The organism is Halomarina halobia (assembly GCF_029338575.1).
Classification (GTDB): domain Archaea; phylum Halobacteriota; class Halobacteria; order Halobacteriales; family Haloarculaceae; genus Halomarina; species Halomarina halobia.
Window position 1 is genome coordinate 2,490,234 of record NZ_CP119992.1, and the last position, 25,705, is coordinate 2,515,938.

31 protein-coding genes are annotated in these 25,705 nt (G+C 68.9%); 19 read left to right on the forward strand and 12 right to left on the reverse strand.

Features of this window, described 5'->3' with window-relative positions:
• Positions 1–155 precede the first annotated feature (155 nt).
• Positions 156–1,913, forward strand: coding sequence for an arginine--tRNA ligase (gene argS / locus P1K31_RS13190; protein WP_276303788.1), 1,758 nt, complete (start codon positions 156–158; stop codon positions 1,911–1,913).
• Here the strand turns inward: argS and P1K31_RS13195 are convergent.
• Positions 1,905–2,069, reverse strand: coding sequence for a hypothetical protein (locus P1K31_RS13195; RefSeq protein WP_276303789.1), 165 nt, complete (start codon positions 2,067–2,069; stop codon positions 1,905–1,907). The two genes, argS and P1K31_RS13195, sit on opposite strands and share 9 nt — an antisense overlap.
• Before the next feature lie 54 nt (positions 2,070–2,123).
• The gene (locus tag P1K31_RS13200; protein WP_276303790.1) at positions 2,124–3,272 is read right to left on the reverse strand and encodes a MinD/ParA family ATP-binding protein; all 1,149 of its coding nucleotides are present in this window, start codon (positions 3,270–3,272) and stop codon (positions 2,124–2,126) included.
• Between the two features lie 79 nt (positions 3,273–3,351).
• Between P1K31_RS13200 and prf1 the strand changes: the two genes are divergently transcribed.
• Together prf1 and P1K31_RS21905 are read left to right on the forward strand one after the other, a co-directional pair.
• Positions 3,352–4,602: a peptide chain release factor aRF-1 gene (gene prf1 / locus P1K31_RS13205; protein ID WP_276303791.1), complete on the forward strand. Its 1,251-nt coding sequence runs from the start codon at positions 3,352–3,354 to the stop codon at positions 4,600–4,602.
• 340 nt (positions 4,603–4,942) lie between these two features.
• A complete protein-coding gene (locus P1K31_RS21905) occupies positions 4,943–5,164 on the forward strand; it encodes a hypothetical protein (RefSeq protein ID WP_368410864.1) in 222 nt (73 codons plus the stop codon).
• Positions 5,165–5,323: 159 nt separating this feature from the next.
• Here P1K31_RS21905 and fer read toward each other — a convergent pair whose 3' ends face one another.
• The gene (fer, locus tag P1K31_RS13210; protein WP_276303792.1) at positions 5,324–5,713 is read right to left on the reverse strand and encodes a ferredoxin Fer; all 390 of its coding nucleotides are present in this window, start codon (positions 5,711–5,713) and stop codon (positions 5,324–5,326) included.
• A gap of 62 nt (positions 5,714–5,775) precedes the next feature.
• Positions 5,776–6,912, reverse strand: a complete 1,137-nt coding sequence (locus P1K31_RS13215; protein ID WP_276303793.1) for an inorganic phosphate transporter — start codon at positions 6,910–6,912, stop codon at positions 5,776–5,778.
• Between the two features lie 138 nt (positions 6,913–7,050).
• On the opposite strand from P1K31_RS13215, the gene hisA reads away from it, so the two are divergent.
• Together hisA and P1K31_RS13225 are read left to right on the forward strand one after the other, a co-directional pair.
• A complete protein-coding gene (hisA, locus tag P1K31_RS13220) occupies positions 7,051–7,773 on the forward strand; it encodes a 1-(5-phosphoribosyl)-5-[(5-phosphoribosylamino)methylideneamino]imidazole-4-carboxamide isomerase (RefSeq protein ID WP_276303794.1) in 723 nt (240 codons plus the stop codon).
• 133 nt (positions 7,774–7,906) lie between these two features.
• A complete protein-coding gene (locus tag P1K31_RS13225; protein ID WP_276303795.1) occupies positions 7,907–9,247 on the forward strand; it encodes a tryptophanase in 1,341 nt (446 codons plus the stop codon).
• Positions 9,248–9,285: 38 nt separating this feature from the next.
• Here the strand turns inward: P1K31_RS13225 and P1K31_RS13230 are convergent, their stop codons facing one another.
• Entirely contained in the window at positions 9,286–9,579 is a 294-nt protein-coding gene (locus P1K31_RS13230; protein ID WP_276303796.1) for a GYD domain-containing protein, read from the reverse strand.
• Between the two features lie 167 nt (positions 9,580–9,746).
• On the opposite strand from P1K31_RS13230, the gene hisB reads away from it, so the two are divergent.
• From hisB to P1K31_RS13245, 3 genes are all read left to right on the forward strand, one after another.
• Positions 9,747–10,334, forward strand: a complete 588-nt coding sequence (gene hisB, locus P1K31_RS13235; RefSeq protein WP_276303797.1) for an imidazoleglycerol-phosphate dehydratase HisB — start codon at positions 9,747–9,749, stop codon at positions 10,332–10,334.
• 780 nt (positions 10,335–11,114) lie between these two features.
• Positions 11,115–11,627 carry a TrpY family transcription regulator gene (gene trpY, locus P1K31_RS13240; RefSeq protein WP_276303798.1) on the forward strand — a complete coding sequence of 171 codons (513 nt, stop codon included), beginning with the start codon at positions 11,115–11,117 and terminating at the stop codon, positions 11,625–11,627.
• Positions 11,628–11,672: 45 nt separating this feature from the next.
• Positions 11,673–12,341 (forward strand): IMPACT family protein, encoded by a 669-nt coding sequence (locus tag P1K31_RS13245; RefSeq protein ID WP_276303799.1) that lies wholly within the window; start codon positions 11,673–11,675, stop codon positions 12,339–12,341.
• A 15-nt stretch (positions 12,342–12,356) separates the two neighbouring features.
• Here P1K31_RS13245 and P1K31_RS13250 read toward each other — a convergent pair whose 3' ends face one another.
• The 3 genes from P1K31_RS13250 to P1K31_RS13260 form a co-directional block, all read right to left on the reverse strand.
• Entirely contained in the window at positions 12,357–12,548 is a 192-nt protein-coding gene (locus tag P1K31_RS13250) for a hypothetical protein (RefSeq protein WP_276303800.1), read from the reverse strand.
• Positions 12,549–12,847: 299 nt separating this feature from the next.
• Entirely contained in the window at positions 12,848–13,525 is a 678-nt protein-coding gene (gene upp / locus P1K31_RS13255; RefSeq protein ID WP_276303801.1) for a uracil phosphoribosyltransferase, read from the reverse strand.
• A 140-nt stretch (positions 13,526–13,665) separates the two neighbouring features.
• Entirely contained in the window at positions 13,666–13,842 is a 177-nt protein-coding gene (locus P1K31_RS13260) for a DUF8107 family protein (protein ID WP_276303802.1), read from the reverse strand.
• Between the two features lie 57 nt (positions 13,843–13,899).
• On the opposite strand from P1K31_RS13260, the gene P1K31_RS13265 reads away from it, so the two are divergent.
• The 3 genes from P1K31_RS13265 (at position 13,900) to P1K31_RS13275 (ending at position 14,923) form a co-directional block, all read left to right on the forward strand.
• Positions 13,900–14,220, forward strand: coding sequence for a hypothetical protein (locus P1K31_RS13265; protein ID WP_276303803.1), 321 nt, complete (start codon positions 13,900–13,902; stop codon positions 14,218–14,220).
• Between the two features lie 14 nt (positions 14,221–14,234).
• The gene (locus tag P1K31_RS13270; protein ID WP_276303804.1) at positions 14,235–14,645 is read left to right on the forward strand and encodes an SRPBCC family protein; all 411 of its coding nucleotides are present in this window, start codon (positions 14,235–14,237) and stop codon (positions 14,643–14,645) included.
• Between the two features lie 65 nt (positions 14,646–14,710).
• Positions 14,711–14,923: a hypothetical protein gene (locus P1K31_RS13275; RefSeq protein WP_276303805.1), complete on the forward strand. Its 213-nt coding sequence runs from the start codon at positions 14,711–14,713 to the stop codon at positions 14,921–14,923.
• A gap of 8 nt (positions 14,924–14,931) precedes the next feature.
• Here P1K31_RS13275 and P1K31_RS13280 read toward each other — a convergent pair whose 3' ends face one another.
• A complete protein-coding gene (locus P1K31_RS13280) occupies positions 14,932–16,194 on the reverse strand; it encodes a GTP-binding protein (protein ID WP_276303806.1) in 1,263 nt (420 codons plus the stop codon).
• A gap of 542 nt (positions 16,195–16,736) precedes the next feature.
• On the opposite strand from P1K31_RS13280, the gene P1K31_RS13285 reads away from it, so the two are divergent.
• From P1K31_RS13285 to P1K31_RS13295, 3 genes are all read left to right on the forward strand, one after another.
• Entirely contained in the window at positions 16,737–17,033 is a 297-nt protein-coding gene (locus P1K31_RS13285; RefSeq protein WP_276303807.1) for a DUF7990 family protein, read from the forward strand.
• A complete protein-coding gene (locus tag P1K31_RS13290; RefSeq protein ID WP_276303808.1) occupies positions 17,033–18,007 on the forward strand; it encodes an ArsA family ATPase in 975 nt (324 codons plus the stop codon). The genes P1K31_RS13285 and P1K31_RS13290 overlap by 1 nt, the downstream gene beginning before the upstream one ends.
• A 174-nt stretch (positions 18,008–18,181) precedes the next feature.
• The gene (locus tag P1K31_RS13295; protein WP_276303809.1) at positions 18,182–20,008 is read left to right on the forward strand and encodes a carbon starvation CstA family protein; all 1,827 of its coding nucleotides are present in this window, start codon (positions 18,182–18,184) and stop codon (positions 20,006–20,008) included.
• Positions 20,009–20,063: 55 nt separating this feature from the next.
• Here the strand turns inward: P1K31_RS13295 and P1K31_RS13300 are convergent, their stop codons facing one another.
• A complete protein-coding gene (locus tag P1K31_RS13300) occupies positions 20,064–20,729 on the reverse strand; it encodes a DUF8052 family protein (RefSeq protein ID WP_276303810.1) in 666 nt (221 codons plus the stop codon).
• Positions 20,726–21,109: a cupin domain-containing protein gene (locus P1K31_RS13305; RefSeq protein WP_276303811.1), complete on the reverse strand. Its 384-nt coding sequence runs from the start codon at positions 21,107–21,109 to the stop codon at positions 20,726–20,728. Before P1K31_RS13305 ends, P1K31_RS13300 begins: the two co-directional genes overlap by 4 nt.
• A 79-nt stretch (positions 21,110–21,188) precedes the next feature.
• Between P1K31_RS13305 and P1K31_RS13310 the strand changes: the two genes are divergently transcribed.
• The 3 genes from P1K31_RS13310 to P1K31_RS13320 all read left to right on the forward strand — a co-directional run bounded on the left by P1K31_RS13310 (position 21,189) and on the right by P1K31_RS13320 (position 23,466).
• Positions 21,189–21,407, forward strand: a complete 219-nt coding sequence (locus tag P1K31_RS13310) for a DUF8007 family protein (protein ID WP_276303812.1) — start codon at positions 21,189–21,191, stop codon at positions 21,405–21,407.
• 61 nt (positions 21,408–21,468) lie between these two features.
• On the forward strand, positions 21,469–22,158 hold the full coding sequence (locus P1K31_RS13315) for a DUF5828 family protein (protein WP_276303813.1): 690 nt from the start codon (positions 21,469–21,471) through the stop codon (positions 22,156–22,158).
• A 102-nt stretch (positions 22,159–22,260) separates the two neighbouring features.
• Entirely contained in the window at positions 22,261–23,466 is a 1,206-nt protein-coding gene (locus P1K31_RS13320; RefSeq protein WP_276303814.1) for an inorganic phosphate transporter, read from the forward strand.
• Here the strand turns inward: P1K31_RS13320 and P1K31_RS13325 are convergent.
• The gene (locus P1K31_RS13325; RefSeq protein WP_276303815.1) at positions 23,455–24,825 is read right to left on the reverse strand and encodes a hemolysin family protein; all 1,371 of its coding nucleotides are present in this window, start codon (positions 24,823–24,825) and stop codon (positions 23,455–23,457) included. The two genes, P1K31_RS13320 and P1K31_RS13325, sit on opposite strands and share 12 nt — an antisense overlap.
• Before the next feature lie 85 nt (positions 24,826–24,910).
• On the opposite strand from P1K31_RS13325, the gene P1K31_RS13330 reads away from it, so the two are divergent.
• Both P1K31_RS13330 and P1K31_RS13335 read left to right on the forward strand, forming a co-directional pair.
• The gene (locus P1K31_RS13330) at positions 24,911–25,174 is read left to right on the forward strand and encodes a glutathione S-transferase N-terminal domain-containing protein (protein ID WP_276303816.1); all 264 of its coding nucleotides are present in this window, start codon (positions 24,911–24,913) and stop codon (positions 25,172–25,174) included.
• Complete coding sequence (locus P1K31_RS13335; RefSeq protein WP_276303817.1) at positions 25,174–25,686, forward strand: redoxin domain-containing protein; 513 nt, start codon at positions 25,174–25,176, stop codon at positions 25,684–25,686. Before P1K31_RS13330 ends, P1K31_RS13335 begins: the two co-directional genes overlap by 1 nt.
• Positions 25,687–25,705: the final 19 nt, after the last annotated feature.

Sequence of the window (25,705 nt, forward strand, 5' to 3'; positions counted from 1 at the left end):
TGTACCGAACGTGAGATGCATCCCAAAATCGAGATGGAGGTGATCGAGACGCGTTTCCGACCTCACTCGGACCGGTCCGGTGGTAAGCCTATCGGCGCGCACGCGCCGCGGCGCGCTAAAGAAACCCCTTTACCGGCGGCCGGGCAAGCCGGGGTATGTTCCTTTCCTTCCGCGACGAGGTCCGTACCGTCCTGACGGACGCGCTCTCCGCGCAGGGGTACGAGACGACGGACCTCGGCATCGAGGAACCGCCGGCCGACGTGGACGCCGTCCTGGCGTCGAGCGTCGCCTTCCGACTGGCGGGCGAGGCGGGCGCGTCGCCGCCGCAGGTGGCCGCCGAACTCGTCGAGGCGATCGACCTCGGCGACTGCGAGTACGTCGACCTCGTCGAGAACCGGGGACCGTACGTCAACTTCCTGCCGAGCGAAGCGTACTTCGCCGGGACGCTGGAATCGGCACAGGGCGACGACTTCGGGCACCTGCCCGACCGCGGGGAGTCGGTCGTCGTCGAGCACACCTCCGCGAACCCCACGGGGCCGGTCCACGTCGGGCGAGCGCGCAACCCCATCGTCGGCGACGCGGTCGCGAACGTCCTCGACTTCGCGGGCTACGACGTCGAGCGCCACTACTACGTCAACGACGCCGGCCGGCAGATGGCCGTCTTCACGTGGGCCTACGAGACGTTCGACGAGGCCGACCTGCCGGCCCCCGAACGCGACCGCGTCGAGTACGACCTCGTGCGCTACTACCGCAGGGGCAACGAGTTCCTGGAGGAGGCCGCCCCGGAGGCCGTCGAGGAGGCCGAGGACGAGATCCGGGAGATCCTGCAGGGCCTGGAGGAGGGCGACGAGGCGACCTACGAGCGCGTCGGGACGGTCGTCGACCGGGTGCTCTCGGGGATGCGCGAGTGCCTGGAGCGCCTGCCGGCGGAGTTCGACGAGTTCGTGAAGGAGACGCGGTTCATCCGCGACGGCGCGACCGAGGACGTCGCCAGGCGGCTCCGGGAGACCGAGTACGCCTTCCTCGAGGAGGGGGCGTGGCAGCTCGACCTCTCGGAGTGGGGTTTCGACAAGGACCTCGTGTTCCTGCGCTCGGACGGCACCTCGCTGTACACGACGCGCGACCTCGCCCACCACGAGTGGAAGTTCGCGAACTACGACCGGGCGGTCACCGTCCTCGGCGAGGACCACCGCCTGCAGGCGGAGCAACTCGACCGGGCGTTGCGGATCCTCGGCAACGACACCGACGAACTCGCGCAGGTGTTCTACGGCTGGGTGAACCTCCCCGACGGCGGGAGCATGTCCACCCGGCGGGGGACGGGCGTGAACCTCGACGACCTGCTCGACGAGGCCATCGCCCGCGCCCGCGAGGAGGTCGAGTCGCGCCTCGACACCCGCATCCGCGACGACGACCTCTCTCCGACCGACATCGAGCGCATCGCCCACCAGGTGGGCATCGGCGCGGTGCGCTACGACATCGTCTCGAAGCAGCCCCAGAAGGCTATCACGTTCGAGTGGGACCGCGCGCTCGACTTCGAGGCGCAGTCCGCGCCGTACGTCCAGTACGTCCACGCCCGCGCCTGCGGCATCGTCGACGAGGCGACCGCGGCGGGCATCGAACCGGCCCTCGACGTCTCGCGGCTCGTGACCGAGGAGGAGCGCGACCTCCTGCGCGTCGTCGCGCGCTTCCCCGGCGCGGTCGACCGCGCCGCCGCGGACCTCGAACCCCACCGGATCGCCACCTATACCCGCGAGTTCGCGGAGACGTTCAACGCCTTCTACCGGGAGTGTTCGGTGCTCAACGCCGAGGACGACGACGTGGCGTCGTCGCGGCTGGCGCTCGTCGCGGCCGCCCGTAACACCGTCGCCAACGCGCTCGCCGTGCTCGGCGTCTCCGCGCCGACCTCAATGTAGGAGAAGGGGGACGAGCGGGAGGAGGACGCCACCGCCCTCGCCGCCCTCGCCGCCGGGGAGCAACCCCCCGAGCGCGATGACGGCCGCCGCACCGACGCCGAGCGCGAGCAGGAGAAACAGGACGACCCAGCGCAGCGGCACCCTCTCGTCTGCCATGATACCCGATCGTTCACGCACCACCACCATAGTGGTGTCGCCGACCCCCCGCCGTCACTCGAACAGCCCGCGGAGGCGACCGAGCGCTCCCTTCCGCTTCTCGTCGTCGTCGTCGTCCAGGAACGACCCGCCCATCTCGGCGTCGGCGTCCTCCTCGAAGGCGGAGGTGGTGACCGGCCCGGCGGCCGTCGCGACCGCGTCGACGGCCACATCGGAGTCGGATTCCTCGATCCGCCCCTCCGGGGTCGCTTCCGCTTCCGCCTCCGCCTCCGCGACGGCGTCGTCCGGCGTCGCGTCCGAGGCGTCCGTCGTCCCCGCGTCCGCGTCCGCTTCCCCTTCACCTGCCTCCCCCGCGCCCGTCGCCCCGGTTCCGCCGGTCGCGCCCGCGGGGTCGGTTTCGCTTTCGCTCTCGACCTCCTCGACGGGGACGACCGCGGCGTCGAGCGCGTCCGCCTCGACGGTCGCCGGTTCGGGCGGGTCGGGGAACGCGTAGGCCGCCGCGGTCTCCTCGAGGGCGTCGACGCCGAGCAGCGCGGCCGCGAGGGCGTTGTACGCCCGGGCTGCCTCGCTCCCGGGTCGGGCGACGGTTCGACCCGTCGTGATGGCCGCGTCGTCCGGCACGATGGCCATGATCTCGTCGCCGAGTTCGTCGACGACGCGGTCGGTCAACTCGTCGTCGCGCGCCCGGTTGAGGACGATGCCCTTCACGGTACCACCGACGCGCTTCGCGAGTTCGCCGGTCTTCGCGGCGTCCTTGATCGCGACGATGTCGGGCGTCGTCAGGAGGACGACGGCGTCAGCGAGCCCGAGCGGGACCGTCACCTCGTGTGAGAGCCCCGCGCTCGTGTCGAGGAGGACGACGTCGTACTCCTCCGCGAGTGGCGTCACCACCTCCCGCAGGTTCGCGGGGTCGGCCTCGGCGAAGCCGTCGAGCGACTGCGTGCCCGGAACGACGTCGAAGCCCTCCCCGGACGCGCGGGCGGCCGCCGTCGGATCCGCCCGCCCCGCGAGCACGTCGTGGATCGTCGTCTCCTCGTCCGGATCGACGTCGAGCACCGGCCCGAGGTTCGCCATCCCGAGGTCGACGTCGATCACCACGGTGTCGTACCCCGCGGCCGCGAACGCCGCGGCGAGGTTCGCCGTCGTGGTCGTCTTGCCGACCCCTCCCTTACCGCCAGCGATTGCGTACACCTGCCCAGTCATTACTCATTCTGTGAATGACTGGGATAAAACCCTTGCTGTGGTCAAAGGGTACTTACCGCTGATTCGTTTAGGTGAGGTAATGAGTCAGCAGGAGGAAGCGCAGTCCGACCGCCAGAAGTACGAGTTCAAGAAGGTCATCGAGGACCTGAAGGAGTACAAGGGGTCAGGAACACAGCTCGTCTCGATCTACGTCCCGGAGGACCGCCAGATATCCGACGTGGTGGCGCACGTCACCCAGGAGCACAGCGAGGCGTCAAACATCAAGTCGAAGCAGACGCGCACCGCGGTCCAGGACGCGCTGACGAGCATCAAGGACCGACTGCGCTACTACAAGACTGCCCCCAAGAACGGGATGGTGCTGTTCTCGGGCGCCATCGACACCGGCGGCGGGCAGACCGACATGGTGACGAAGGTGCTCGAGAACCCGCCCGAGCCCTTCCAGTCGTTCGTCTATCACTGCGACTCGGAGTTCCTCACCGAACCGTTGGAGGAGATGCTCGGCGAGAAGGGCCTCTACGGGCTCGTCGTCCTCGACCGCCGCGAGGCGAACGTCGGCTGGCTGAAGGGAAAGCGCGTCGAACCGGTCAAGTCGGCGTCCTCGCTCGTCCCCGGCAAGCAGCGCAAGGGCGGCCAGTCGGCCCAGCGGTTCCACCGCCTGCGCCTCGAAGCGATCGACAACTTCTACCAGGAGGTCGCGGAGATGGCGAACGAGCTGTTCGTCCCCAAGCGCCACGACATGGACGGCGTGCTCGTCGGCGGCCCCTCGCCCACCAAGGACGAGTTCCTCGACGGCGAGTACCTCCACCACGAGCTCCAGGACAAGGTGCTCGGGAAGTTCGACGTCTCCTACACGGACGAGTCCGGCCTCTACGACCTCGTCGACGCCGCCCAGGACGTGCTCGCCGAGACGGAGGTGATGAAGGACAAGCGGCAGATGGACGACTTCTTCAAGCAGCTCCACGACGGTGACCTCGCCACCTACGGCTTCGAGGCCACCCGCAAGAACCTCGTCATGGGGTCGGTCGACCGCCTGCTCATCAGCGAGGACGTCCGCCGGGACGTCGTCACCTACGTCTGCCCGAACGGCCATGAGGAGCGCGAGGTGATCGACCGCCGGAAGGAGACGCCCGCTCACACCTGCGAGGAGTGCGGCGAGACGGTGAGCGCCGACGAGGGCGAGCGCGAGGACCTCATCGAGCACCTGATGGCGATCGCCGACCAGCGCGGGACGGAGACGAAGTTCGTCTCCACCGACTTCGAGAAGGGCGAACAGCTCTACACCGCCTTCGGCGGAGTGGCGGGCATTCTGCGGTACGAGACGGGGATCTAAACCGCCACCTTTTGCTGCAGGAGCGGCCTCCGGCCGCTCCCTGGCAAAATCTGGACCAAAAGCCGGCGTCACCTCCTCGGACGCTCGCTGCGCTCGCGCCCTCGAAGGTTCCTTGGCCCGCTCGCGGTGAGTGTGCCGGTGATGACTGCGAAACGTACGCTTCGACGCTCTGCGGGTTTTCATCACGAAAACACGGTCACAGCGGAACTGCTCTCTGTTCTCGCCGAGCGAAGCGAGACGAGAACGTCGAACGAGCGACGATCGATCTCCTCCGAAAGCTCGACTACGACGTCGAATGGATCGGTGACGTGACCTGGGTTTAGGTGCCGACGACGAGTCGATCGCGGCCTACGCCAGCGATACCGACCGTCTCATTCTCACCCGAGACGATGACTTCTTTACGGAACTCGATATCGACCGGACGGCGGGAGTACTGTTCCAGAGGGACCAGACGCTCTCCTCACGAGAGGGGGGAATATCGTTCACGAAATGGCGCAATACGTCGATCAGTCCGACGTCACCCTGGAATACGTTAGCCGGAACTGGTTGTAGATTCCGTTAGATCGCTGCTGTTCTGTCGCTCACCGCTTGGCACGCCGGCGTGCCAAGCGGGCCGAGGAACCCGTGAGAGCGCAAAGCGCTCGAACGGGTGACGCAGGCTTTCGATCCAGATTTTACTGCGCAGATCGCCCGAGGGTGATCTGCGCAGCAAAAGGTGGTCTCAGATGACGCGGTTCTGGAGGTAGTCCAGGTGCTTCGCGTTGTAGACGATCCTGACCTCGTCGGCCGCGGGCGAGCCGATGCAGGTCAGGCGGACGTTCTTGTCCTCGACCTCCTCGTCGCTCAGGATCTGCTGCATGTCCATCTCGATCTCGCCCTCGAAGAGGATGGCGGCGCAGTTCGCGCAGGCCCCGGCGCGGCACGAGAACGGCCAGTCGTAGCCCTGGGCCTCGGCGGCCTCGAGGATGTACTCGCCCTCGTTCACGTCGAGCGAGCCGTAGTCCTCGTCGTCGAAGCCGGCGTCGGCGGCCTTGTCGAACAGGCCGTCGTCGTTGAGATCCCAGCCCTGGTCGTCTAGCACTTCGTAGTTGAGGTATTCAACAGTGGGCATCATCGGTGCGTTCGACCGCATGGGTGTTAGACCTTGCTGTTGCGTCTAACCGGGCCAGTAGATCAGAACAGGGGGAGGAACTCGAAGACGAGGAACGCGGCCACGGCGGAGATGGTGGGAGTCAGCACCCAGAGCACGACGACCCGGGCGGTCGCCCGCGAGTCGAACAGGTCCCCCGCAGTGAGCGCGTCGGGGTCCTCCTCGCCGATGCGGGGGACGTCCCTGACCCGGGGGGTCGTGCCGCGGCCGTCGGTGGCGAGCGCGTCAACCGAGAGTCCCGGGCCGTCCCCGCGCATCGCGGCGCTCGCGACCTGCGAGGGCGTCATCGTGCGGCTGGCGCGCCCCCAGCCGAGGCCGACGATGCACATCGTCGCGCTCACGGCGAGGCTCGCGGGGATGCCGAGCGCGGAGAGGAACGTGATGATGCTCGCGCTGATGACCTCGACGACGAGCGCCGCGGTCAGCGGCAGGTCGGTGAGGTCGTTGCCGACCGTGTCGAGGGTTCGGCGGGCGATGGTGAACGCCCCGAGGCCGATGGCGAGTCCCGCGAGCAGCACGCCGAACTCGATAGAGATCGCGCCGCTGCCGACCAGCGGCGCGACGGCGTTCGCCACGTTCGACGCGCCCGCCGAGAACGCCATGTAACAGCCGATGGCGACGACGAGCACCGTCCCCACGCGCTCGCGGAGGGTCACCTCGTCGCCGGGCGAGTCGAGTTGTAGGATGGCGTCGAGGTAGGGGTAGAGGTAACGACCGATGACGGCGCAGATCCAGAAGGCGAGGATGGGAGAGACGAGCCACCACGAGACGATCTGTCCCATCTTCGCCCAGTCGAGCGTCCCGGTGGCGACGCCCAGCCCGGCGATCGCGCCGACGGCGGTCATCGAGGTCGAGGCGGGGACGCCGAAGAGGTTGGAGACGAGGAGCGCGACGCCGACGAAGAAGAGGACGGCGACGCTGGCCGCGAGCGTGAACTGGCTGGACGGGACGATCTCGCCACCCATCGTGGCGACGACGTTCCTTCCCACGGTCCAGCCGCCGAGGAGCGCGAAGCCGGTCATCAGCGCCGCGGCGGTGAGCTTCGAGATCGTTCCGCTCCCGACGGCGGGGCCGAAGGCGACTCCCGTCGAGGAGCCGCCGATGTTGAACCCGACGAAGACGGCGACGGCGAGTCCGACGAGTAGGAGCGCTTCGAACACACCGATAGTTTGCGGCGACGTGACTTAAACGATGACGTTGGCGTCCGGGCGACGGGTTTCGGTTTCGGCCTCCTCCGGCTTCGGTGACTGTCGAGTCGTACCGTCGCGCTTACCCTCGGCCCCCGCGAAGGCCCGGGCATGTTTCCGGAGTTCGAGGTGATCCCCGCCGTCGACATGCAGGACGGCCGGGTCGTCCAGTTGGTCGGCGGCGAGCGCGGGACCGAACGGACCTACGGCGATCCCGTCGACGCCGCCGAGCGGTGGGTTCAGGCGGGCGCGCGGACGCTCCACCTGGTCGACCTCGACGGGGCGTTCGAGGGGCGACGCGTCAACGCCGCCGCCGTCGAGCGGATCGTCGAGGCCGTGGACGTCGAGGTCCAGCTCGGCGGGGGGATCAGAACCGCCACCGACGCGACGGCCGTGCTCGACCGCGGCGTCGACCGGGTCATCCTCGGCACCGCCGCGGTCGAGACGCCCGAGATCGTCGAGACGATAAGCGCCGACTACCCCGGCGCGGTGATGGTGAGCCTCGACGCGCGCGGCGGCGAGGTGGTCGTCTCCGGCTGGACGGAGGGAACCGGTCTCGATCCGGCCGACGCCGCCGGACGCTACGAGGACCTCGGCGCGGGCGCGATCCTGTTCACCGACGTGGACGTGGAGGGGCAACTGGAGGGAGTTCGGACGGCTCCCGTCGAACGCGTCGTGGCGGCCGTGGACGTCCCGGTCGTCGCCAGCGGCGGGGTCGCCACGCTCGACGACGTGCGCGCGCTCCGCGACGCGGGCGCTGCCGCCGTCGTCGTCGGCAGCGCGCTCTACGAGGGGCGGTTCACGCTGGAGGCGGCGATCGACGCCGTGGCGTAGCGCCGGCGGAGGGTTCACCCTCCGGACCGACGTGGCGATCGATCCCCGATTCTGACCGTTCCTGTCTCGATGCCGGCGCTCGGGTACACACGTGTAAACGTGACGTTATGTCGGGGCGGCCCGATTCCCGGTCATGCGCTCGTACAAGGCGAAGATGGTCGAGCCGATCCGTCTCCCCTCGCGCGAGGAGCGCTCGCGCAATCTGGCGGCGGCCGGGTACAACGCGTTCAACCTCGACGCCGCCGAGGTGTACGTCGACCTCCTCACCGATTCGGGGACCGGGACGATGAGCGACGCGCAGTGGGCGGCGCTCGTCCGCGGCGACGAGGCCTACGCCGGCAGTAAGAGTTTCCACCGCCTCGCGGCCGCCGTCGATGACGTGATGGGCTTCGAGCACGTGATCCCCACGCATCAGGGCCGCGGCGCGGAGAACGTCCTCTACGGGTCGCTGCTGGAGGAGGGGGACGTCGTCCTCAACAACACGCACTTCGACACGACCCGCGCCCACGTGGTAAACCAGGGCGCGGCGGCCGTCGACTGCCCCGTCGAGGGGGCGTGGGACCGCTCGGCGGAGGGCGACTTCCTCGGGAACTTCTCGGTCGAGCGCGCCCGCGGGGTCGTCGACGAGGTGGGCGCGGAGCGCGTGCCCGTCGTCGTCCTCACGATCACGAACAACTCGGCGGCCGGCCAGCCCGTGAGCATGGCGAACGTCCGCGCGACCGCCGAGTTCGCCGAGGAGATCGACGCCGCGTTCGTGATCGACGCCTGCCGGTTCGCGGAGAACGCCCACTTCATCAGGGAGCGCGAGTCCGGATTCGAGGATCGCACGCTCGCGGCGGTCGCGCGCGAACAGCTCTCCTACGCCGACGCGGTCACGATGAGTGGGAAGAAAGATGGCCTCGTGAACATCGGCGGCTTCGCCGCCGTTCGGGACCCGGACCTCGCCGAGCTGGCCAAGCAGCGCGCGATCCTCTACGAGGGCTTTCCCACCTACGGCGGGATGGCCGGGCGCGACCTCGAGGCGCTCGCGGTGGGGCTTCGCGAGGCCGTCGAGCCGCCGTACGTCGCGGAGCGCGTCGAGCAGGTGGCCACGCTCGGCGAACTGCTCTCGGAGGCCGACGTCCCCGTCGTCGCACCGACCGGCGGCCACGCCGTCTACGTCGACGCGGGCGACCTCTTCCCGGGGATTCCGCCGGAGGAGTTCCCCGGCCAGCGGCTCGTCTGCGAACTCTACCGCGAGGGCGGGGTCCGGACGGTCGAACTCGGCTCCTTCGCCTTTCCCGACGCGGACCGCCCGGACTACGTCCGCCTCGCGCTCCCGCGGCGCACCTACTGGCGCGAACACCTCGAACACGTCGCGGGGACGGCCGCGACGGTGCGCGAGCGCGCCGACGAGTACGCCGGTCTGGAGATCGTGAGCGAACCGCCGATGAAGGAACTGCGCCACTTCACGGCGGAACTGCGCCCGCTCTGACTCGGAACTCGCGTTCCGAAACCGCTAGAACGGCCCGATCAGGGCACGTCGCCGACGATCTCGCGGTACTCCTCCTCGGGGAACGCCCTGAGCGTCTCCGTGGTGACCGCGCCGCGCTTCCCGAGCGCGAGCGCGAACTTCGCCATGGCGTCGTCGTCGGGCATCTCGATCAGTGCCGCGATGTCGTGTCTGCCCATCGTCATGAAGAACTCCCGCACCCCCCCGTCCATCGACTCGGCGAGTTCGCGGGCGTCGTCGAGACGGTTCGGACTCTCCGCGATCTCGGCTAACCCCTCGCCGGTCCAGTCGCTAAGTAAGAGGTATGTTGGCATGGCACAGCCAATATGCGATCGCCGGGGATGAACGTTTCGTCGACCGTTCGATCGCCGGAAATCATCGCGGACGGTGACTCTCTCGTCCGGCGGCCGGTGGCCGTCGTCCGCCGCGCTCCGTCCCGGCGGAGCGCAACGGGTTTGTCCGCGGCCCCGTTGAATGGGGTATGACCGACCGGAGCGCCACCGTCGCGCGCGAGACGAGCGAGACGGACATCGAGGTGACGCTCGCCGTCGACGGCGCGGGCGAGGCGGACGTCGAGACGGGTATCGGCTTCTTCGATCACATGCTCGCGTCGTTCGCCAAGCACGGCCTGTTCGACCTCGCCGTCTCCTGCGACGGCGACCTCCACGTCGACGACCACCACACAGTCGAGGACGTGGCGATCGCGATCGGACGGGCGTTCGACGAGGCCCTCGGCGACAGGCGCGGCATCGTCCGCTTCGCCGACCGGCGCGTCCCGCTCGACGAGGCCGTCGCGAGCGCCGTCGTGGACGTGTCGGGCCGACCCCTCTTTCGCTTCGATGGCACGTTCTCCCAGGAGCGCGTCGGGGAGTTCACCAGCCACATGGCGGAGCACTTCGCCCGCTCGCTGGCGACGAACGCCGGGCTGACCCTCCACGCCGACGTCGAGGGCGAGAACGCCCACCACGAGATCGAGGCCCTGTTCAAGTGCCTCGCGCGGACGCTCGACGACGCGACGCGGATCGACGAGCGCCGGGGCGACACGCCGAGCACGAAGGGGGCGCTCTAGAGAACCCACCTTTTGCCGCACGGGGGTCCGAAGGACCCCCGCTGGCAAACGCTGCATTGCGAGACGCTTCGCGTCTCGCAGGCTTCCAGAACCGCCCGCGGTTCTGGAAGGACCAAAACCCTCCTCACCCCCTCAGTCGCTTCGCTCCTTCGGGGGTTCGTCGGTCCGCTCGCTCACTCCGCTGGACTCGCTACGCTCGCCCAGCGTGCTCCCACTCACTGCGTCGCCGGCCGATGGCCGGCTTCCAGCGGGACCTTCGGTCCCGCCCAACTCGCGGGCCCCGCGTTCGCTCGCGGCTGCCGCGCTGGCGTCGGTGGTGGTAATACCGGTTTACCGTTCCGTACCTTTATATCCGAGAGCGGGACCAGAGCCCCCGTGACGTGAAAATCGTCGCGGGGTGCTCCGCGGTTGCGCGACGCCACGCTCCGCGAGCAGCCCGCGGCGTCGCCTGTCCGCCCACGTTTTGCTGTCGTTCGAGAGGCGCAAAGCGCCTTTCGTGATGACGAGACAGCGAAGCTGTCTCGAACCACGGTCGCTCGCGCTCGCTCCCTGGCAAAACCTGGACTAACACCGCGCCTCACCCCCTCGCTTCGCTCGGGGGGTTCGACGCGTCCGCTCGCTGCGCTCGCGGTGCGAGACGGGGTGTTCACGGTGGTCAGTCCAGCCGCCGACCGTGGAGCTCTCGTCCACTCGCGTCGCCCGACGATCGGATGGGTACACCTTTCGCGGAGGGGGGACAACTGACGGCGTAGAACGCGATCAGGGAGTGACCCGGAGACTATGACGAGCGACTTCGAGGGGATCATGGAGAAGTTCGAGAACAGCCCGAGCCAGCAGGCCGTCATCCGCCTGCTGCTCGAACGGGGGTTCTCCGTGGACGACGACGGCCGGGTCGTCTCGGGCGGCATCGGGATACCGAACACGGGCATCGCCCGCGAGATCGACGTCGATCGGCGGGTCGTGGACGCGACGACGAGCGCCATCCTCGACGATCCGGAACTGCGACGCATCTTCCAGAACATCTCGGCCATCCCGAGCCTGAAGGACCTCGCGCCGGTGCTCGACCTGACCGTCCTCACCGTCTACGTCGACGATGCGGACGCCGCCGGCATCGTCGCCCGGGTGACCGGCCTGCTCGCCGACGCGGGCATCAGCATCCGACAGACGATCAGCGAGGACCCGGAGTTCACCGACGAACCGAGCCTCACCGTCATCACCGACGAGGCGCTCCCCGGCGACCTCATCAACCAGGTCCGGGCGCTCCCGTTCGTCCGGAAGATCGAACTTGAGTAGCCGGCGGCGCGAAAGCCGTTTCACCGCCCCCGTCGAAACTCGACCGTGTCAGGATCGTTCCGCACGCTCGCCGGAGCGGGGGAGGCGTCGTTCGCCGTACAGGGCTCGGAGTTCATCGGCTACGCCGCGCCCGTGGACGACGTGGTCGGGGCCGAGGCGTTCGTCGGGGCGATCCGCGAGCGCCACCCAGACGCGACGCACAACGTGCCGGCCTACCGCGTTCGCGTAGGGGATCGCTCGGCGTCCAGCGCCGCGGACGGGGTGGCCGGGCAGCGCCCGCGCGGTGACGTCCCCCGATCGGCGATGCTCCGCGAGTACCAGAACGACGACGGCGAGCCCTCCGGCTCCGCGGGCAAGCCGATGCTGAACGTCCTGCAGGGACAGGACCTTGAGAACGTCGCCGTCGTGATCACGCGCTACTACGGCGGGACGAACCTCGGGGTGGGCGGCCTCGTCCGCGCGTACTCCCGCGCGACGAAGGACGCGGTGGCCGCGGCGGGCACCGTCGAGGCGGTCCCCCACCGACGGCTCCGCGTCGTCGTCGCGTACGACGACTCGGGGTCCGTCCGGGGGATCTTGGAGAGCGCGGACGTCGAGTTCGACGCCACCTACGAGGAGCGGGTGACGTTCGAGGCGCGCGTCCCGGTCACCGACGCCCACGCGCTCGTCGATCGGTTGCGAAGCGCGACGAGCGGACGCGCCGAGATCGAGTGACGCGCCGGCGGCGGCTCAGTACCCGCCGCCGTCCTCGCCCTCTCCCTCCCCCTCTTCGCCGCCTCCTTCCCCCTCGCCGTCACCGCCTCCGCCCTCCTCGCCGCCTTCACCCTCTCCCTCCCCGCCGGGGGTGGTACAGCCGGCGAACCACGCGAGCCCTCCAGCGCCCGCGAGCGCGACTCCGCGGAGCAGCCGTCGTCTGTCCATAGCTCCCTCTACGCGCTCACTACTCATAATGCTACAGTCTATCACCCGGGGACGCTTCCGGAGCGCCTCCTGCGGAACGACGGGCCGCGAATCGGTCTTGATACGAAGGGATCGGGTTCGCCGCGGCGAATCGCGGAGCGGTACCCGTCGGGGCGGAGCGCTCTCCCCCGCTCGTCACCCCTCCGGTCGCCTCCAGAGACGGACGGGGGACGGTTTCGTCACCGGCGTTTGAGCCGTCAGACGGACCGCTCTCCGTCGGTCTCCACCCGAAGCGAGAGGGTTCGAATCCGGAGCCGCGCTCAGTCGGTGCCGAACGCGCGGTCACCCGCGTCACCGAGGCCGGGGACGATGAACCCGTTCTCGTCGAGGTGGTCGTCGATGGCGACCGTGAGCAGGTCGGCCTGGGGGAACTGCTCCGATACGCGCAGGAGCCCGTCGGGCGCGCTCACCGCCGAGAGGACGAACAGCTTCGCGGGTTCGGGCTGGTCCGAGAGGACGTGATCGAGGACGACGCACATCGTGCTCCCCGTGGCGAGCATGGGATCCGCGACGATGACGGTGTCCTCGGGCGTGATCTGGGGGAGCTTCACGTAGTCGATGGAGATGGGGAACTCCCCGCGCTCGTTCATGCCCGCCTCCTCGTCGCGCCCCGCGCTGATGACGCCCTGTCGGGCGCGGGGGAACGCCTTGAGCAGCCCCTCGACGAACGGCGTCGCCGCGCGCAGGACGTTGATGATGACGATGTTCTCCAGACCGGTGACGCGCTCGCCGGTCATCTCCGTGAGCGGCGTCCGGACGGGGACGTACTCCGTCTCCATCGCACCGTCGATTATCTCGTAGCCGCAGATGCGGCCGAGCTTGACGAGCCCCTTCCGGAAGGACACCTGCTGCGTCTCCACGTCGCGGATGCGCGAGAGCGTGTCCCGGGCCAGCGCGTGTGTGACGAGCGACGCGTTCGTGCGCTCCTCGATGGTCATGCGTACTCGAAGCGAGTCGCCGCGGCGTAAAAAGTCAGCTAATTACCCCCGACGTCGCTCCTGCCCAGCGGAGCGAACGACTGGAACGGCTCCGGACGTTTCGGGCGCGCTCGGCGCACCGTCGCGGAGGGTGGCGTAGCCTACTGCGTCACGACGTGCGTGAGCACCACGAGCGCGAGCGTCAGCGCCGCGAAGTTGACGAACGTGAAGCGGTAGGCGTCGAGGTACTCGAGCCCCCAGAGGACGACGGCGGCGAACGCCGCAGAGAGGACGATGTTCATCGCGAGCAGGACGCGGGGATCGCCGCGGGAGGTCATGTCACCTCACGCTCGGCCACCGGCTTGATACTTTGTGTCGCGGCCCCAAGGTGGCCCGTGAAGCCGTCGAACCGTCGCGGCACGCCGGTCGATCCGGTGCCGTTCCTGGTCGTGTGCGCGTTCGCCTTCCTGCTCAGCTTCGCGTTCGGTCCGATCCTCAGCTACGAGTACGGCCTGCGCGGCCCCCTCGTGTTCGTCCCCCCCACGGTCGTCTTCCTCGCGGCGGTCGTCGTCGCCTACTACCGCCTCGTCTGGACCGCGCGCCCGTCGCTGCTCGGCGAGGTGCCCGCCGAATCGCGTCTCGTTCGGCTGTTGTACGCCGTCCTCGTCGTCTTCCTCCTGCTCGGGGCGCTCTCCCTACCGCTTTTACTCCGCTAGTCCAACGCCGTGTCATGCCCGAAGTCACCGTCTCGCGGTTCGTCAGCGCCCCGCCGCGCGTCGTCCTGCGCCGCCTCACGCCCGCGGCCCTCGTCGCCTACGAGGGGAGCTTCGCCGTCCGCGAGGTCCACGAACCCGAGGAGGGCGCGACGGTCGTCACGGCGGGCGCGCGCGGCCTCGAACTCGCCCTCCGCTTCGAGCAGCGCCCGAACGGATGGTACTACCGCCAGGAGGGGGAGGCCGGCCCCTTCGACGCGATGGAGACGTGGGTCGCGGTCGAGGCGGAGGACGAGGGCTCGCGCGTGACGATGCGCTCCGACGTGGACCTCGGGCTGCCGGTTCCCGCGCTCTCGGGGAAGGTGGCGGCGTGGAAGCGCCGCGGGGAACTGAAGCGGGCGCTCTCCGCGCTGGCGGCCGACTGCTGAACGGTCGTCCGGGGGCGGCGCACGACCGCTCCGCGATTTATCACCGCTCGCCGACGTGCCGGTGTATGGGTCTCATTAGCACTATCCGCGACGCGCTCGAACCGCCGGAGCGGACCTCCGACCGGTCCGACACCGAATCCAGCGGCGCGTACTGGTGTCACGACTGCGGCGTCCGATTGCTCGACGCCGAGGTCGGTTCCGACGACCCGGCCTGTCCGGAGTGCGGCGAGGCGCTGACGTTCGAGCGCTCGCCGGACAGCGCCGGGTGCGCCTGCTGACGGTCGGACTACCGAAGCACCAGCGGGTCGTCGCCCGCGTCGGGGAACGGGTTCTCGCCGTACGTCCCCGCGTCCCACTCGTCGTCGGTGACGAGCGACTCGTCGAGCGCCGCGACGATCGCCTCCTCGTCCATCCCCGTCCCGATGAAGACTAGCTGTGACTGGCGGTCGCCGTGTTCCTCGTCCCACTCGACCTCGGGGTGCATCCGCCGCTGCATCTCCCGGCGCGACTCGTCGAGGCTGGCGATCCACGCGCCCTGCACCTCGACGCGCGAGGACGGCCCCGCCTGCCCGTAGTGCAGCGAGACGTCATCCCGCCCGGCCACCCACAGCAGGCCCTTCGAGCGGACGACCGAGGGCGGGAGGTCCTCCAACACCTCGGCGAGGCGACCGGGGTGGAAGGGTCGGCGGCGGCGGTAGGCGAACGAGTCCACGCCGTACCGCGCGGCGGGGTGGTGGCCGGCGTGGTCGTGTTCCGCGTGGTCGTGGTCGGTGCGGTCGTGGTCCGCGCGGTCGTCGTGGTCGTGCCCCTCGTCCTCGCCGCGGTGATGCGCTGCGTGTTCGAGCGCGCGCCGCCAGCCGTCGGTCTCGCTCACGGTGTCGAGGTCGAACCGCCCCGTTCCGACGATCGCTCCCGGTTCGAGGTCCCCGTGCACCGTCCTGACGATCCGGGCGCGGGGGTTGAGCGATCGGATCAGTTCCTCGGTCTCCGCCAGCGCGTCCTCGTCCGCGAGGTCGCACTTGTTCAGCACGACCACGTCCGCGCACTCGACCTGCGCGACGAGCAACTCCGACAGCGGGCGCGGGCCGTCGTCGCCCTCGGCGTCCTCGACGCGCCCGTCCGCCTCCGCGGTCTCCCGTTTCCTGTCCGCGATCGTCCGCCGGAACGCGGCGGCGTCCACGACGGTCGCGAGCGTGTCCAGTTCGTAGGCGGCGCTCGCCGCGCCGGTCGTGAAGAGCCGGGCGACCGGCGCGGGTTCGCTGATCCCGGAGGACTCGACGACGAGGTGGTCGAAGTCCCGTTCGCGGGCGAGGCGGGAGACCTCGATCTCCAGGTCGTCCCGGAGGTCGCAGCAGATGCAGCCGTTCGAGAGTTCGGCGACGCCGTCGGCGCGCGATTCCACGAGCGCCGCGTCGATGTTGATCTCGCCGACGTCGTTGACGAGGACGGCGAGTCGTCGGTCGGCGTGCTCGAGCAGGTGCTTGAGCGTCGTCGTCTTACCCGCCCCCAGCGCGCCGCTCAGGACGGTCACGGGGGTTCCGTCGTTCATGCGATGTCGTTTGTGACCGTTCGTACTTAGGGAGTGCGACGGCGGCGTTTCGGATCCCGCTTTTCTCTCGGTCGAACGGGGCGAACGAGAACTGCAAAGCCCTCGCGTTTTCGAGTCGAGGGACTCGCTGCGCTCCTCGAACGCTCGCTACGCTCGCGTTCTGCGGTGCTTGTGTCGTCCGTCTTCCCCGAAAACGCTCGCCCTTTGCGATTCCGCCAGGACCGCCCCTTCCCTCCCCCGGGTCGCGCGGTCCTCGCTCCGCTCGGACACGCGCTCCCGGCCGCGGTACGAGGGCGTGCCGCACTACAGGCGCGTTTCGTCGTGTCCGTTCCGGGGAGGTGAGATGCCGATGTGGAATTCGACCTGGTGGACTGAACGGGCGTTCCCGCGAGTGAAGCGAGCGGGAGGGCTTTCCCTCGTCTCCGAGTCATCACCGACCCGACCGGATCGGCCGTTTTCCTCCTCCTCCTCCTCCCCGTTCCCCTTCGACTCCCACGCCGCCCCGACACGCTTTTGCGCGCCCGTCTCCGTGATCCGTGCACATGGAACTGTGGGAACGCATCGCGGCCTACCGCGAAGTCGTCGAGGAGTGGCTCCGCGGCCTCTACCACGGGATGATCTCCCACCCGGCCTACGAGAAGATCGAGCAGGAGGCGGAGGACGCCGAGGACGCCTTCCTGCTGGCGTGCTTCCCCGACGCGTTCGGCATCCCGAGTCCCGTCTCCTACTACACCGCCGAACTGCTCCCGTACCTCTCGACGGAGTTCGAGGCGTGGGAGCGGCGGATGTGGGACCGCGAGTCGCTGCTCGAGCGCAAGGGCCACCAGTACCACTTCTGATGCGCAAGTTCGTCTTCTTCGGCGGCAAGGGCGGCGTCGGCAAGACTACCGTCTCCAGCGCCTACGCGCACAAGTGCGCCGAGGCGGGGCTGGAGACGCTCGTCGTCTCGACCGACCCGGCCCACAGCACCGCCGACGTGTTCGATCAGGCGTTCTCCGACGAACCGCGGCCCGTAGAGGGGTACGACGCGCTCTCCGCCATGGAGATCGACCCGGACGAGGAGGTGACCCGCCACCTGATGGGCATAAAGCGGGCGATGGGCGACCAGGTGAGCCCGGCGATCGTGAACGAGATCGACCGGCAGGTCGAACTCGCCCACCAGACTCCCGGCGCGCACGAGGCGGCGCTGTTCGACCGCTTCATCGACGTGATGCGGAACAGCGACGAGTACGACCGCGTCGTCTTCGACACCTCGCCGACCGGCGGCACCCTCCGACTGCTCTCGCTGCCCGAGTACCTCGGCGGGTGGATCGACCGCCTCGTGGAGAAGCGCGAGCAGAGCATCGACCTCTTCGAGAAGGCGGCCATCGGCAACCGGGAACCCCGCCGGACGCGGGTCGGCGACCCCATCGTCGCCCGACTCCGCGAGCGCAAGGAGAACTTCGAGTTCGCGGGCGAGACCCTCCGGAACGAGGCGGCCTTCTTCCTCGTGCTCAATCCCGACGAACTCTCGATCCGGGAGACCCGTCGCGCCGTCGACAGCCTCGACGACTACGGCCTCACCGTCGTCGGGCTCGTCGTGAACCGGCTCACGCCCGAACCGGAGGACCACGAGGAGGGGCGGGGAGCGCGCTTCCTCCGCCGACGCTGCGCGACCGAGCGTGAGCGCCTCGCGGAGGTCCGCAACTCGTTCGAGCAACCCGTCGCGGGCGTCATCGAGACGCGCGTCGCGGAGGTGAAGGGCGACTTCCTCGCGGACGTGGCCGACGAACTCGACATCGAGGTGGCGACGGACGGACCGCCCGCGAGGTGACCCCTCGTCCTCTCGACGACCTCCCCGGAAAGTAGTGCGTTCCCTGACACTCTAACGTGAACGAATCCGGGGGTCCCCGTTAGCCGACTGATCGTCTCCGTTCGGTTCTATCAACTGCGGTAATCGATAGGGAAGTTTTAAGCCCACGAGCCAGCGACCATACGCACTGATACCATGGTCCAAGTAATCTGGCTCGTCGTAACAGTTCTCGCGCTGTTCAGCGTGGGATACATCGGGTACTCGCGCTACCTGTCGCGATTCGTAGAACTCGACGACGGCCGCGAGACGCCGGCGCACAAGTACGAGGACGGACAGGAGTACGTCCCGGCGAAGAAGCCGGTCCTCCTCGGCCACCACTACTCGAGCATCGCGGGCGGCGCGCCCATCGTCGGCCCGATCACGGCGGCCGTCGTCTGGGGCTGGCTGCCCGCGCTGCTGTGGATCGCCATCGGCAACCCGCTCATGGGGGCGGTCCACGACTTCACCGCGCTGTCGGCCAGCCTCCGGCACGAGGGGAAGTCTATCGGCTACATCATCGGCGAGTACGTCGGCGAGCGGGGCAAGAACATGCTCCTCTGGTTCGCCTTCCTCACGATCGTCCTCGTCGTGGCGGTGTTCGCGCTCGTGGTCGGCATCGTGTTCAACGCCTACCCGCAGGCGGCGACGGCGAGCCTCCTCTACATCGGCCTCGCGTTCGTCTTCGGGGTGTACCTCTACCAGCTCGACCTCCCGTTTCTCGCGGGGACGGTCGCGTTCGTGGCGGGCGTGTTCGCCAGCGTCTGGGTGGGCATCCAGTTCCCCGTCGCGATAACGCCGGTGACGCCCGTTCCGGAGACGTGGCCGGACAACGTCATCGTCCTACTGAACGGGCCGCTCCCGATCCCGAACGTCATCAACCCCAACGTCTCGGCGTGGATCCCGGTCATCCTGCTCTACGCGGGCCTCGCGAGCGTCCTCCCGGTGTGGATGCTCCTCCAGCCCCGGGACTACCTCTCGTCGTTCCTGCTGTACGCCGGCGTCGGCGGCGCGCTGCTGGCGATCATCGTCGGCACCTTCCTGGGTGCCAGCCAGCCGTTCGTCATCGCGGAGAACGTCCCGGCGTTCGCTGGCTTCTGGGGGACGACCGGCGTGACGCCGCTGTTCCCGCTGCTGTTCATCACGATCGCCTGCGGGACCATCAGCGGCTTCCACTCGCTCGTCTCCTCGGGGACGACGGCCAAGCAGCTGAACCGGGAGTCCGACGCCCGCCTCATCGGTTACGGCGGGATGCTCGGCGAGGGGCTGCTCGCGGCCGTGGCGCTCTCGACGGTCGCCCTCGTCGGCATCACCGTCGAGGGCGGCGGCATCGGCCAGGCGCTCCCCAACTTCGCCACCGGCGGCGGCGTCATCCTCACCGCCTTCGGCATCCCGACGTCCTTCGGCGCGCCCTTCATGGCGCTCGTCCTCGTGAGCTTCCTCCTCACCTCCACCGACACCGCCGTCCGGCTCGGTCGGTACATGATGGAGGAGATCGTCGGAACGCCCGAGAGCAGCGTCGAGGGGATCGCCGTCAACCGCTACGCTAACGCGGGAATCCAGGCGGTCCCGGCGTACCTCCTCATCACGAGCGGCTCGTGGCTCACCCTCTGGCAGCTGTTCGGCGGTGCGAACCAGCTGCTCGCCGCGCTCGCGCTCCTGACGGCGACCGTCTGGCTCGCCAACTGGGACCGCAGCAAGCAGCTCATCAGCACGGGCGTCCCGATGGCGGTGATGGTCACGATCACCATCCTCGGGCTCAGCTGGCTGGCGTTCCACGACAACATCTACGTGAAGTTCGTACAGGGAAGTCCGGCCGAGCTGGGGGCGGTCGGCACCGCCTCCGCGATCGTCCAGATCGTGCTCGCGCTCACCCTCATCGGACTGGCGCTCTCGCTGGTCTACATCGGTATCGGCAACATCCGCAAGGCCCGCGGGCGGGCGGGCCCCGCCGTCACTGACGGCGGCGAATCGGACGACGACTGATCGACGGCGCTCTTCGCTCCTACTCCGTTTTCGCGCTCCGGCTCGGAGCGCCGCGTCAGCCCTCCCGACGGAGCAGACCGACCAGCCGGTCGACCAGCCCGGTCGGCTCGGCGGGCGCGTCGACGGGCGTCCACAGCCGGAAGGCGTGGGCGACGTCCGCGTTCGCGCTCGCCGCGAGGGCCTCCCGCTCGGGGGCGACGACGAGCAGGTTCACCTCGTAGTGGCCGTAGTAGCCGAACCTGAGCAGCGTTCGATCCCTGAACCCCGAGACGAACTCGCGCACGTCCTCCGGGAGCTCCGGGACGACCAGGACGAACGTGAAGTCGGTGCTGAAGTGCTCCTCGTCGGCGTCGATCCACTCCGCCGCGAGGTCGTGGCCGAGGTCGACGAGCCGTTCGAGGTCGGCGCGCGTCGCGCCCGACGCACGGCGGACGAACAGGTGCTCGGTCGAGCCGTGGTTCGCGTAGTTGAGCGAGGGGTGAAAGAAGTGCTTCCGGCTCTCGACGCGCATCCGCCCGTAGAGGTCGAAGCGCTCGCCGCGCACCCGGTAGTCGTCGTCGAGGTCGTAGTTGTACATCAGGCGGTCGGCGACGCGGTCCACGTACTCGTCGTCCCAGTCGGGGATTCCGAGGTCGGCGCGGGTGGGGGCCGCCTCCGGGTCCGGGCGTCGCTCGGGGTCGGGGTTCGGGGCCGGATCCGGCTCCGGGCGCGGGTCGCTCATGGCTCCCCGTCCGGATCGTAGGCGTGGACGTCGTCCCGCACCGGGGGCGCGCCGATCGCGAGCACTTCCACTGCCTCGTCGGCGTCCTCGGGGTTGTACGCCCGCTGGGGGTTTCCCGGCTCGACGGCGAACAGGTCGCCGGCGGGGACGACGAACGTCCGCTCCGGCGTCTCGACGTGGAGAGTGCCGCTGAGGACGTAGAACGCCTCCTCCTGTTCGTCGTGGTAGTGGTACGCGAGCGGGAGCTGTTCGCCCGGTTCGGCGTCGAAGCGGTTCACCGCGACGTGCTCGAGTCCCGCCGACGGTGCGAGTCGGCGAAGCGTACACGGTCTGTCCGGTTCCGGTTCGAGGTCGTCCGCACTGACGACGCGGTAGCCCATACGCGTAGACGGTGGAGCGAAACCATAAACGGCGTGTTCCACGCGAACGCTTAACCCCTTGGCGTCCGAGGTGTCACGCATGGGTGGAAAGAAGGCGGAAGCGTGCGGCCGATGTGCGATGACGTCGGTCGTCTCGGTCACGCTCGAGGACGACGAGGAGCGCTCCCGCGACCCGTACGGGGACGCGCGCATCGAGGTCGCCGACCGCGAGGCGCGCCTCGTCTCGCCCGGCGCGTGGCTGGGCGGGCTGAAGTCACGTCTGGACGAGGCGGCGACGCGACTCACGTACGGTCGGTAGGATCGTGCCGGCCGGTGCCAAGAGAGGTTTTTTACCCTTCACCGCATAACCCCGTCCACTGATGGAAGAGAGCGTCTCGGGATTCAGCGTCCGCGGCTCCTGGGGGGACGTCGTCGAACACGGCGAGCGTATCTCCCGAGCGCTCCTCGACCTCGGCGTCGACGACGAGGCCTTCGAGGAGTGGGACGACTGGCGACCGAAGAGCCACGAACGACTGGACGAGGACGTAAACGAGAAGACCGCGGAGCAGGCCTGGGTCAACGAGGGCAAGGGCGAACGGGCGGGCAAGAACCCGGACGACGACCTCAAGACCGCCGGAGAGAAGCTCACCGAGTCCTACGAGAAACTCGCCGACGACGCCGACGAGGCGATGGACCGGTGGGGCGAGTCCATCGACTACGTCGCCCGCGCGGCCGACTCCGCCAGCCGGCGGGCCATCCGGAAGGTGGAGGGGGCCGTCTACCGGAACGTGATGACGCAGATCGCCCCCTACTACTTCGACAACGACCTCGTCAGCGCGAACCTCCAGCGGGTCGGCCGCGGCGACGAGCGAACCTACGCCTTCGAGGTGAACGTCAACGACGACGACCTGAAGGAGCGGGTGTCCGAGCAGCTCGCCGACTACGAGACGTCGGTCGACCGCTGGCACGTCGACACCGAGAAGGAGACGGAGGCGCTCGAGACCGTCGAGGGTGGGGAGGGCGTGGACATCCCCGAGAGCCACGACGACGTGCGGCCCACCGCGAACTGACACCGACCCGCCCCCCGTCCCGATCCTCGACTCCCGGTTCACACCTTTCTCGCCGGCAAGCGAGCCCTTCATGACGGCATAGCGAGTAGACCGCATCGACAGATGGTCTCCGCGCTCGTCGTCGTCACGCTCGTCGTCGCCAGCGTCGCCAGCCTGTTCATGGCGTGGGCGATCGGTGCCGGGTCCTCCGGGTCGACCCCGTTCGCCCCGGCGGTCGGGGCGAACGCCATCTCAGTGATGCGGGCGGGGTTCGTCGTCGGCCTGCTCGGCCTGCTCGGTGCCGTCCTGCAGGGGGCGAACGTCTCTGAAGCGGTCGGTCGCAGCCTCATCAGCGGCGTCACGCTCAGCCCGCTCGCGGCCACCATCGCCCTGCTGCTCGCGGCGGCGCTCGTCGCCATCGGCGTCTTCACGGGCTATCCGATCGCCACGGCGTTCACCGTCACCGGCGCGGTGATCGGCGTCGGGCTCGCCCTCGGCGGCGACCCCGCCTGGGCGAAGTACCGGCAGATCAGCGCCGTCTGGGTGCTCGTCCCGTTCGTCGGTGGCGGCGTCGCCTACGCGACCGCCCGACTGCTCCGCAACGAGTCGGTCCCCGAGCGGGTCGCGATCCCGTTCCTCGGCGGCGTCGTCGGCGTCGTGCTCGCTAACATCCAGTTCACGGTGCTCGGTTCCTCGGGGTCGGGCGCGTCTCTCGCGCAGGCGGTGGGCGACCGCCTCGACTTCCTCCCGGGGCTGGTCGGCGAGGCCGCCGTCACGCTCGCGATCGCGGGTCTGTTCGCGTTTCTCCTCCTGCGCGATCTCGACGCCGACGAGATCCGCGGGCAGCGCCACTTCCTGCTGACGCTCGGCGCGCTCGTGGCGTTCTCCGCCGGCGGCAGTCAGGTGGGCCTCGCGATCGGGCCGCTCCTCCCGCTGCTCGAACAGTTCAGCGTGACCGTCTCGCTCGTCGCCGTCCTCCTCTTCGGCGGGTTCGGCCTCCTCCTGGGATCGTGGACCGGCGCTCCGCGGATGATAAAGGCGATCGCGCAGGACTACTCCTCGCTCGGCCCCCGGCGCTCGATCGCCGCGCTCATCCCCTCGTTCGTCATCGCGCAGGTGGCGGTCTTTCTCGGCGTCCCGGTCTCGTTCAACGAGATCATCGTCAGCGCCGTCGTCGGAAGCGGCTACGCCGCGGGCGGTGCCGGCGTCAGCAAGGGCAAGATGGGGAGGACCGTTCTCGCGTGGCTGGCCTCGCTCGTCGGGGCCGTCGTCCTCGGCTACGGGTCCTACGTCGCCGTCTCGGCCGGGCTGGACGCGCTACTCGGTTGAGAGTCCCTCGGGCGCGGGTTCCTCGTACTCCGGGTCCTTCGAGAGGCGCGCCTTCATGATGCGGGTGTTGTCCACCTGCTCGACGCGGATGGTGACGTCCCGGTAGCTGATCTCCTCGCCCTCCTCGACGAGGCGGCCCGCGCGGTTGAAGATGAACCCGGCGATGGTCTCGAACTCCTCGCCCTCCGGCAGTTCGATCTCCAGGGCGTCGTTCACCTCGTCGATGTTGACCTCGCCGCGGACGAGCGCGGTCTCCTCGTCGATGAACTCGATCGGCTCCTCCTCCTCGCCCTCCAGGATCTCGCCGACGATCTCCTCGGTGATGTCCTCCATCGTCAGCAGCCCCTCGGTGGTGCCGAACTCGTCGATGACGATCACCATGTGCATCCGGTTCTCGCGCATCTCCCGCAGGAGCTCGTCCACGTTCTTCGACTCGGGGACGTGGAGCGTCGGCTGGATGAGGTCGTTCAGTTCGAGCGTGCGCACCTCGCCGTAGTTGAGGTCGCGCACGAGATCGCGGATGTGGACGACGCCCGCGACGTTGTCGAGGGAGTTCTCGTACACCGGGATGCGGGCGTGGCCGCTCTGGATGCACGTCTCGATCGCCTCCTCGATGGTCGCGTCCTTCGGGATGGCGGTCATGTCGAGGCGGGGGGTCATCACCTCCTTGGCGATGGTGTCGTTGAAGCGGAGGGTGCGCTGGAGCATCTCGCGCTCCTCCTCGTCGAGGACGCCCTCGCGCTCGCCCGTCTCGATGATGTCGCTGATCTCCTCGCGGGTGATGTAGGAGGTCTCGATGGCCGCCCGGCCGCCGGTGATGCGGTTGACCGCCCGCGTCAGGGAGTCGAACGTCACGACCAGCGGCAGGAGGACGTACTCGCTCAGTTTCAGCGGGCGGGCGATGCGGAGCGCCCAGCTCTCGGTGTTCTCGATAGCGTAGGACTTCGGCGCGCTCTCGCCGAACAGCAGGACGATGGCCGTGATGGCGACCGTCGCGACGGCGACCGCCGCCCCGCCGGTGAGATAGAGGCCGAGCAACCCCGTCGCGATCGACGACATGGCGATGTTGACCAGGTTGTTCCCGACCAGGATGGTCACGAGCAGGCGGTGGGGGTCCTCCTTCAGTTGCTTGACCGTCGTCGCGCCCGGCTGTCCGTCCTCCGCGAGCTTCTCCACGCGGTGGGACGCGAGCGAGAACATGGCGATCTCCGAGGACGAGAAGAACGCCGAGAGGGCGATGAGCAGTACGATGACGCCGACGCCGAGGAGAGTGAACTGGAGATCGGACAGCACGACTGGTCCGATATCGACCTGCAGGGCGGGGGTGAGAGTGAGGACTCCTGACGAACGATGGCCCATTGACGGATGCCCTTCTGGCCCGTCGAGATTAAGCGTTGTCATGGTCGTCGAAGGGCTTAGGGTACCGACGCCCGAACGAAGGGGCATGTCCGAGGCGACCATCACGCTCTATCGGCTCCAGGCGTGTCCGTACTGCGAGCGCGTCGTGCGAGTCCTGAACGACCTGGATCTCCCCTACCGCTCGCGGTTCGTCGAACCGATGCACGCGGACCGCAACGTCGTAAAGCGGATCAGCGGCAAGCGCACCGTCCCGGCGATCGTCGACGAGAACACGGGCGTCACGATGTCCGAGAGCGCGAACATCGTCGAGTACCTCGAAGCCGAGTACGGCGAGCGGAGGGCCGCCTGATGGTGGACTTCGACGTCGTCGAACTCGGCCCGACGGATCACCCCTCCGTCGGGGAGGAGGCCCCCGACTTCACCCGCCCGCTCGTCAACGACGAGTACTGGGAGGACGCCTCCCTCTCCGAACTCTACGCCGAGGGGCCCGTGCTGCTCGTCTTTCACACGATGGACGGCGCGTTCCCCTCGACGTACGTCTGGAACGAGATCCGCGACCGCGGGTGGGGCGATCGGATCGAGGTCGTCGGGTGCTCGATCTCCTCGCCGTACGAGCACAAGACGCTCATCGAGGAGCGCGGGATCGACGCGCGGCTGTTCTCCGACCCCCAGAACGGCGTCGCCGAGCGGTACGGCATCGTCAACGACCTCGACGGGATGGCCGGCGTGAGCGAGCCCCGTCCCGCCGTCTTCCTCGTCGACGGGGAGGGCACGATACGGTACGCCTGGGTCGCGAGCGAGTGGCCGGACTTCCCCGACTACGACGAGGTCGAGGAGGCCATCGACTCGCTGGCCGCGTAGGCGAACCCGTCACGCTTTT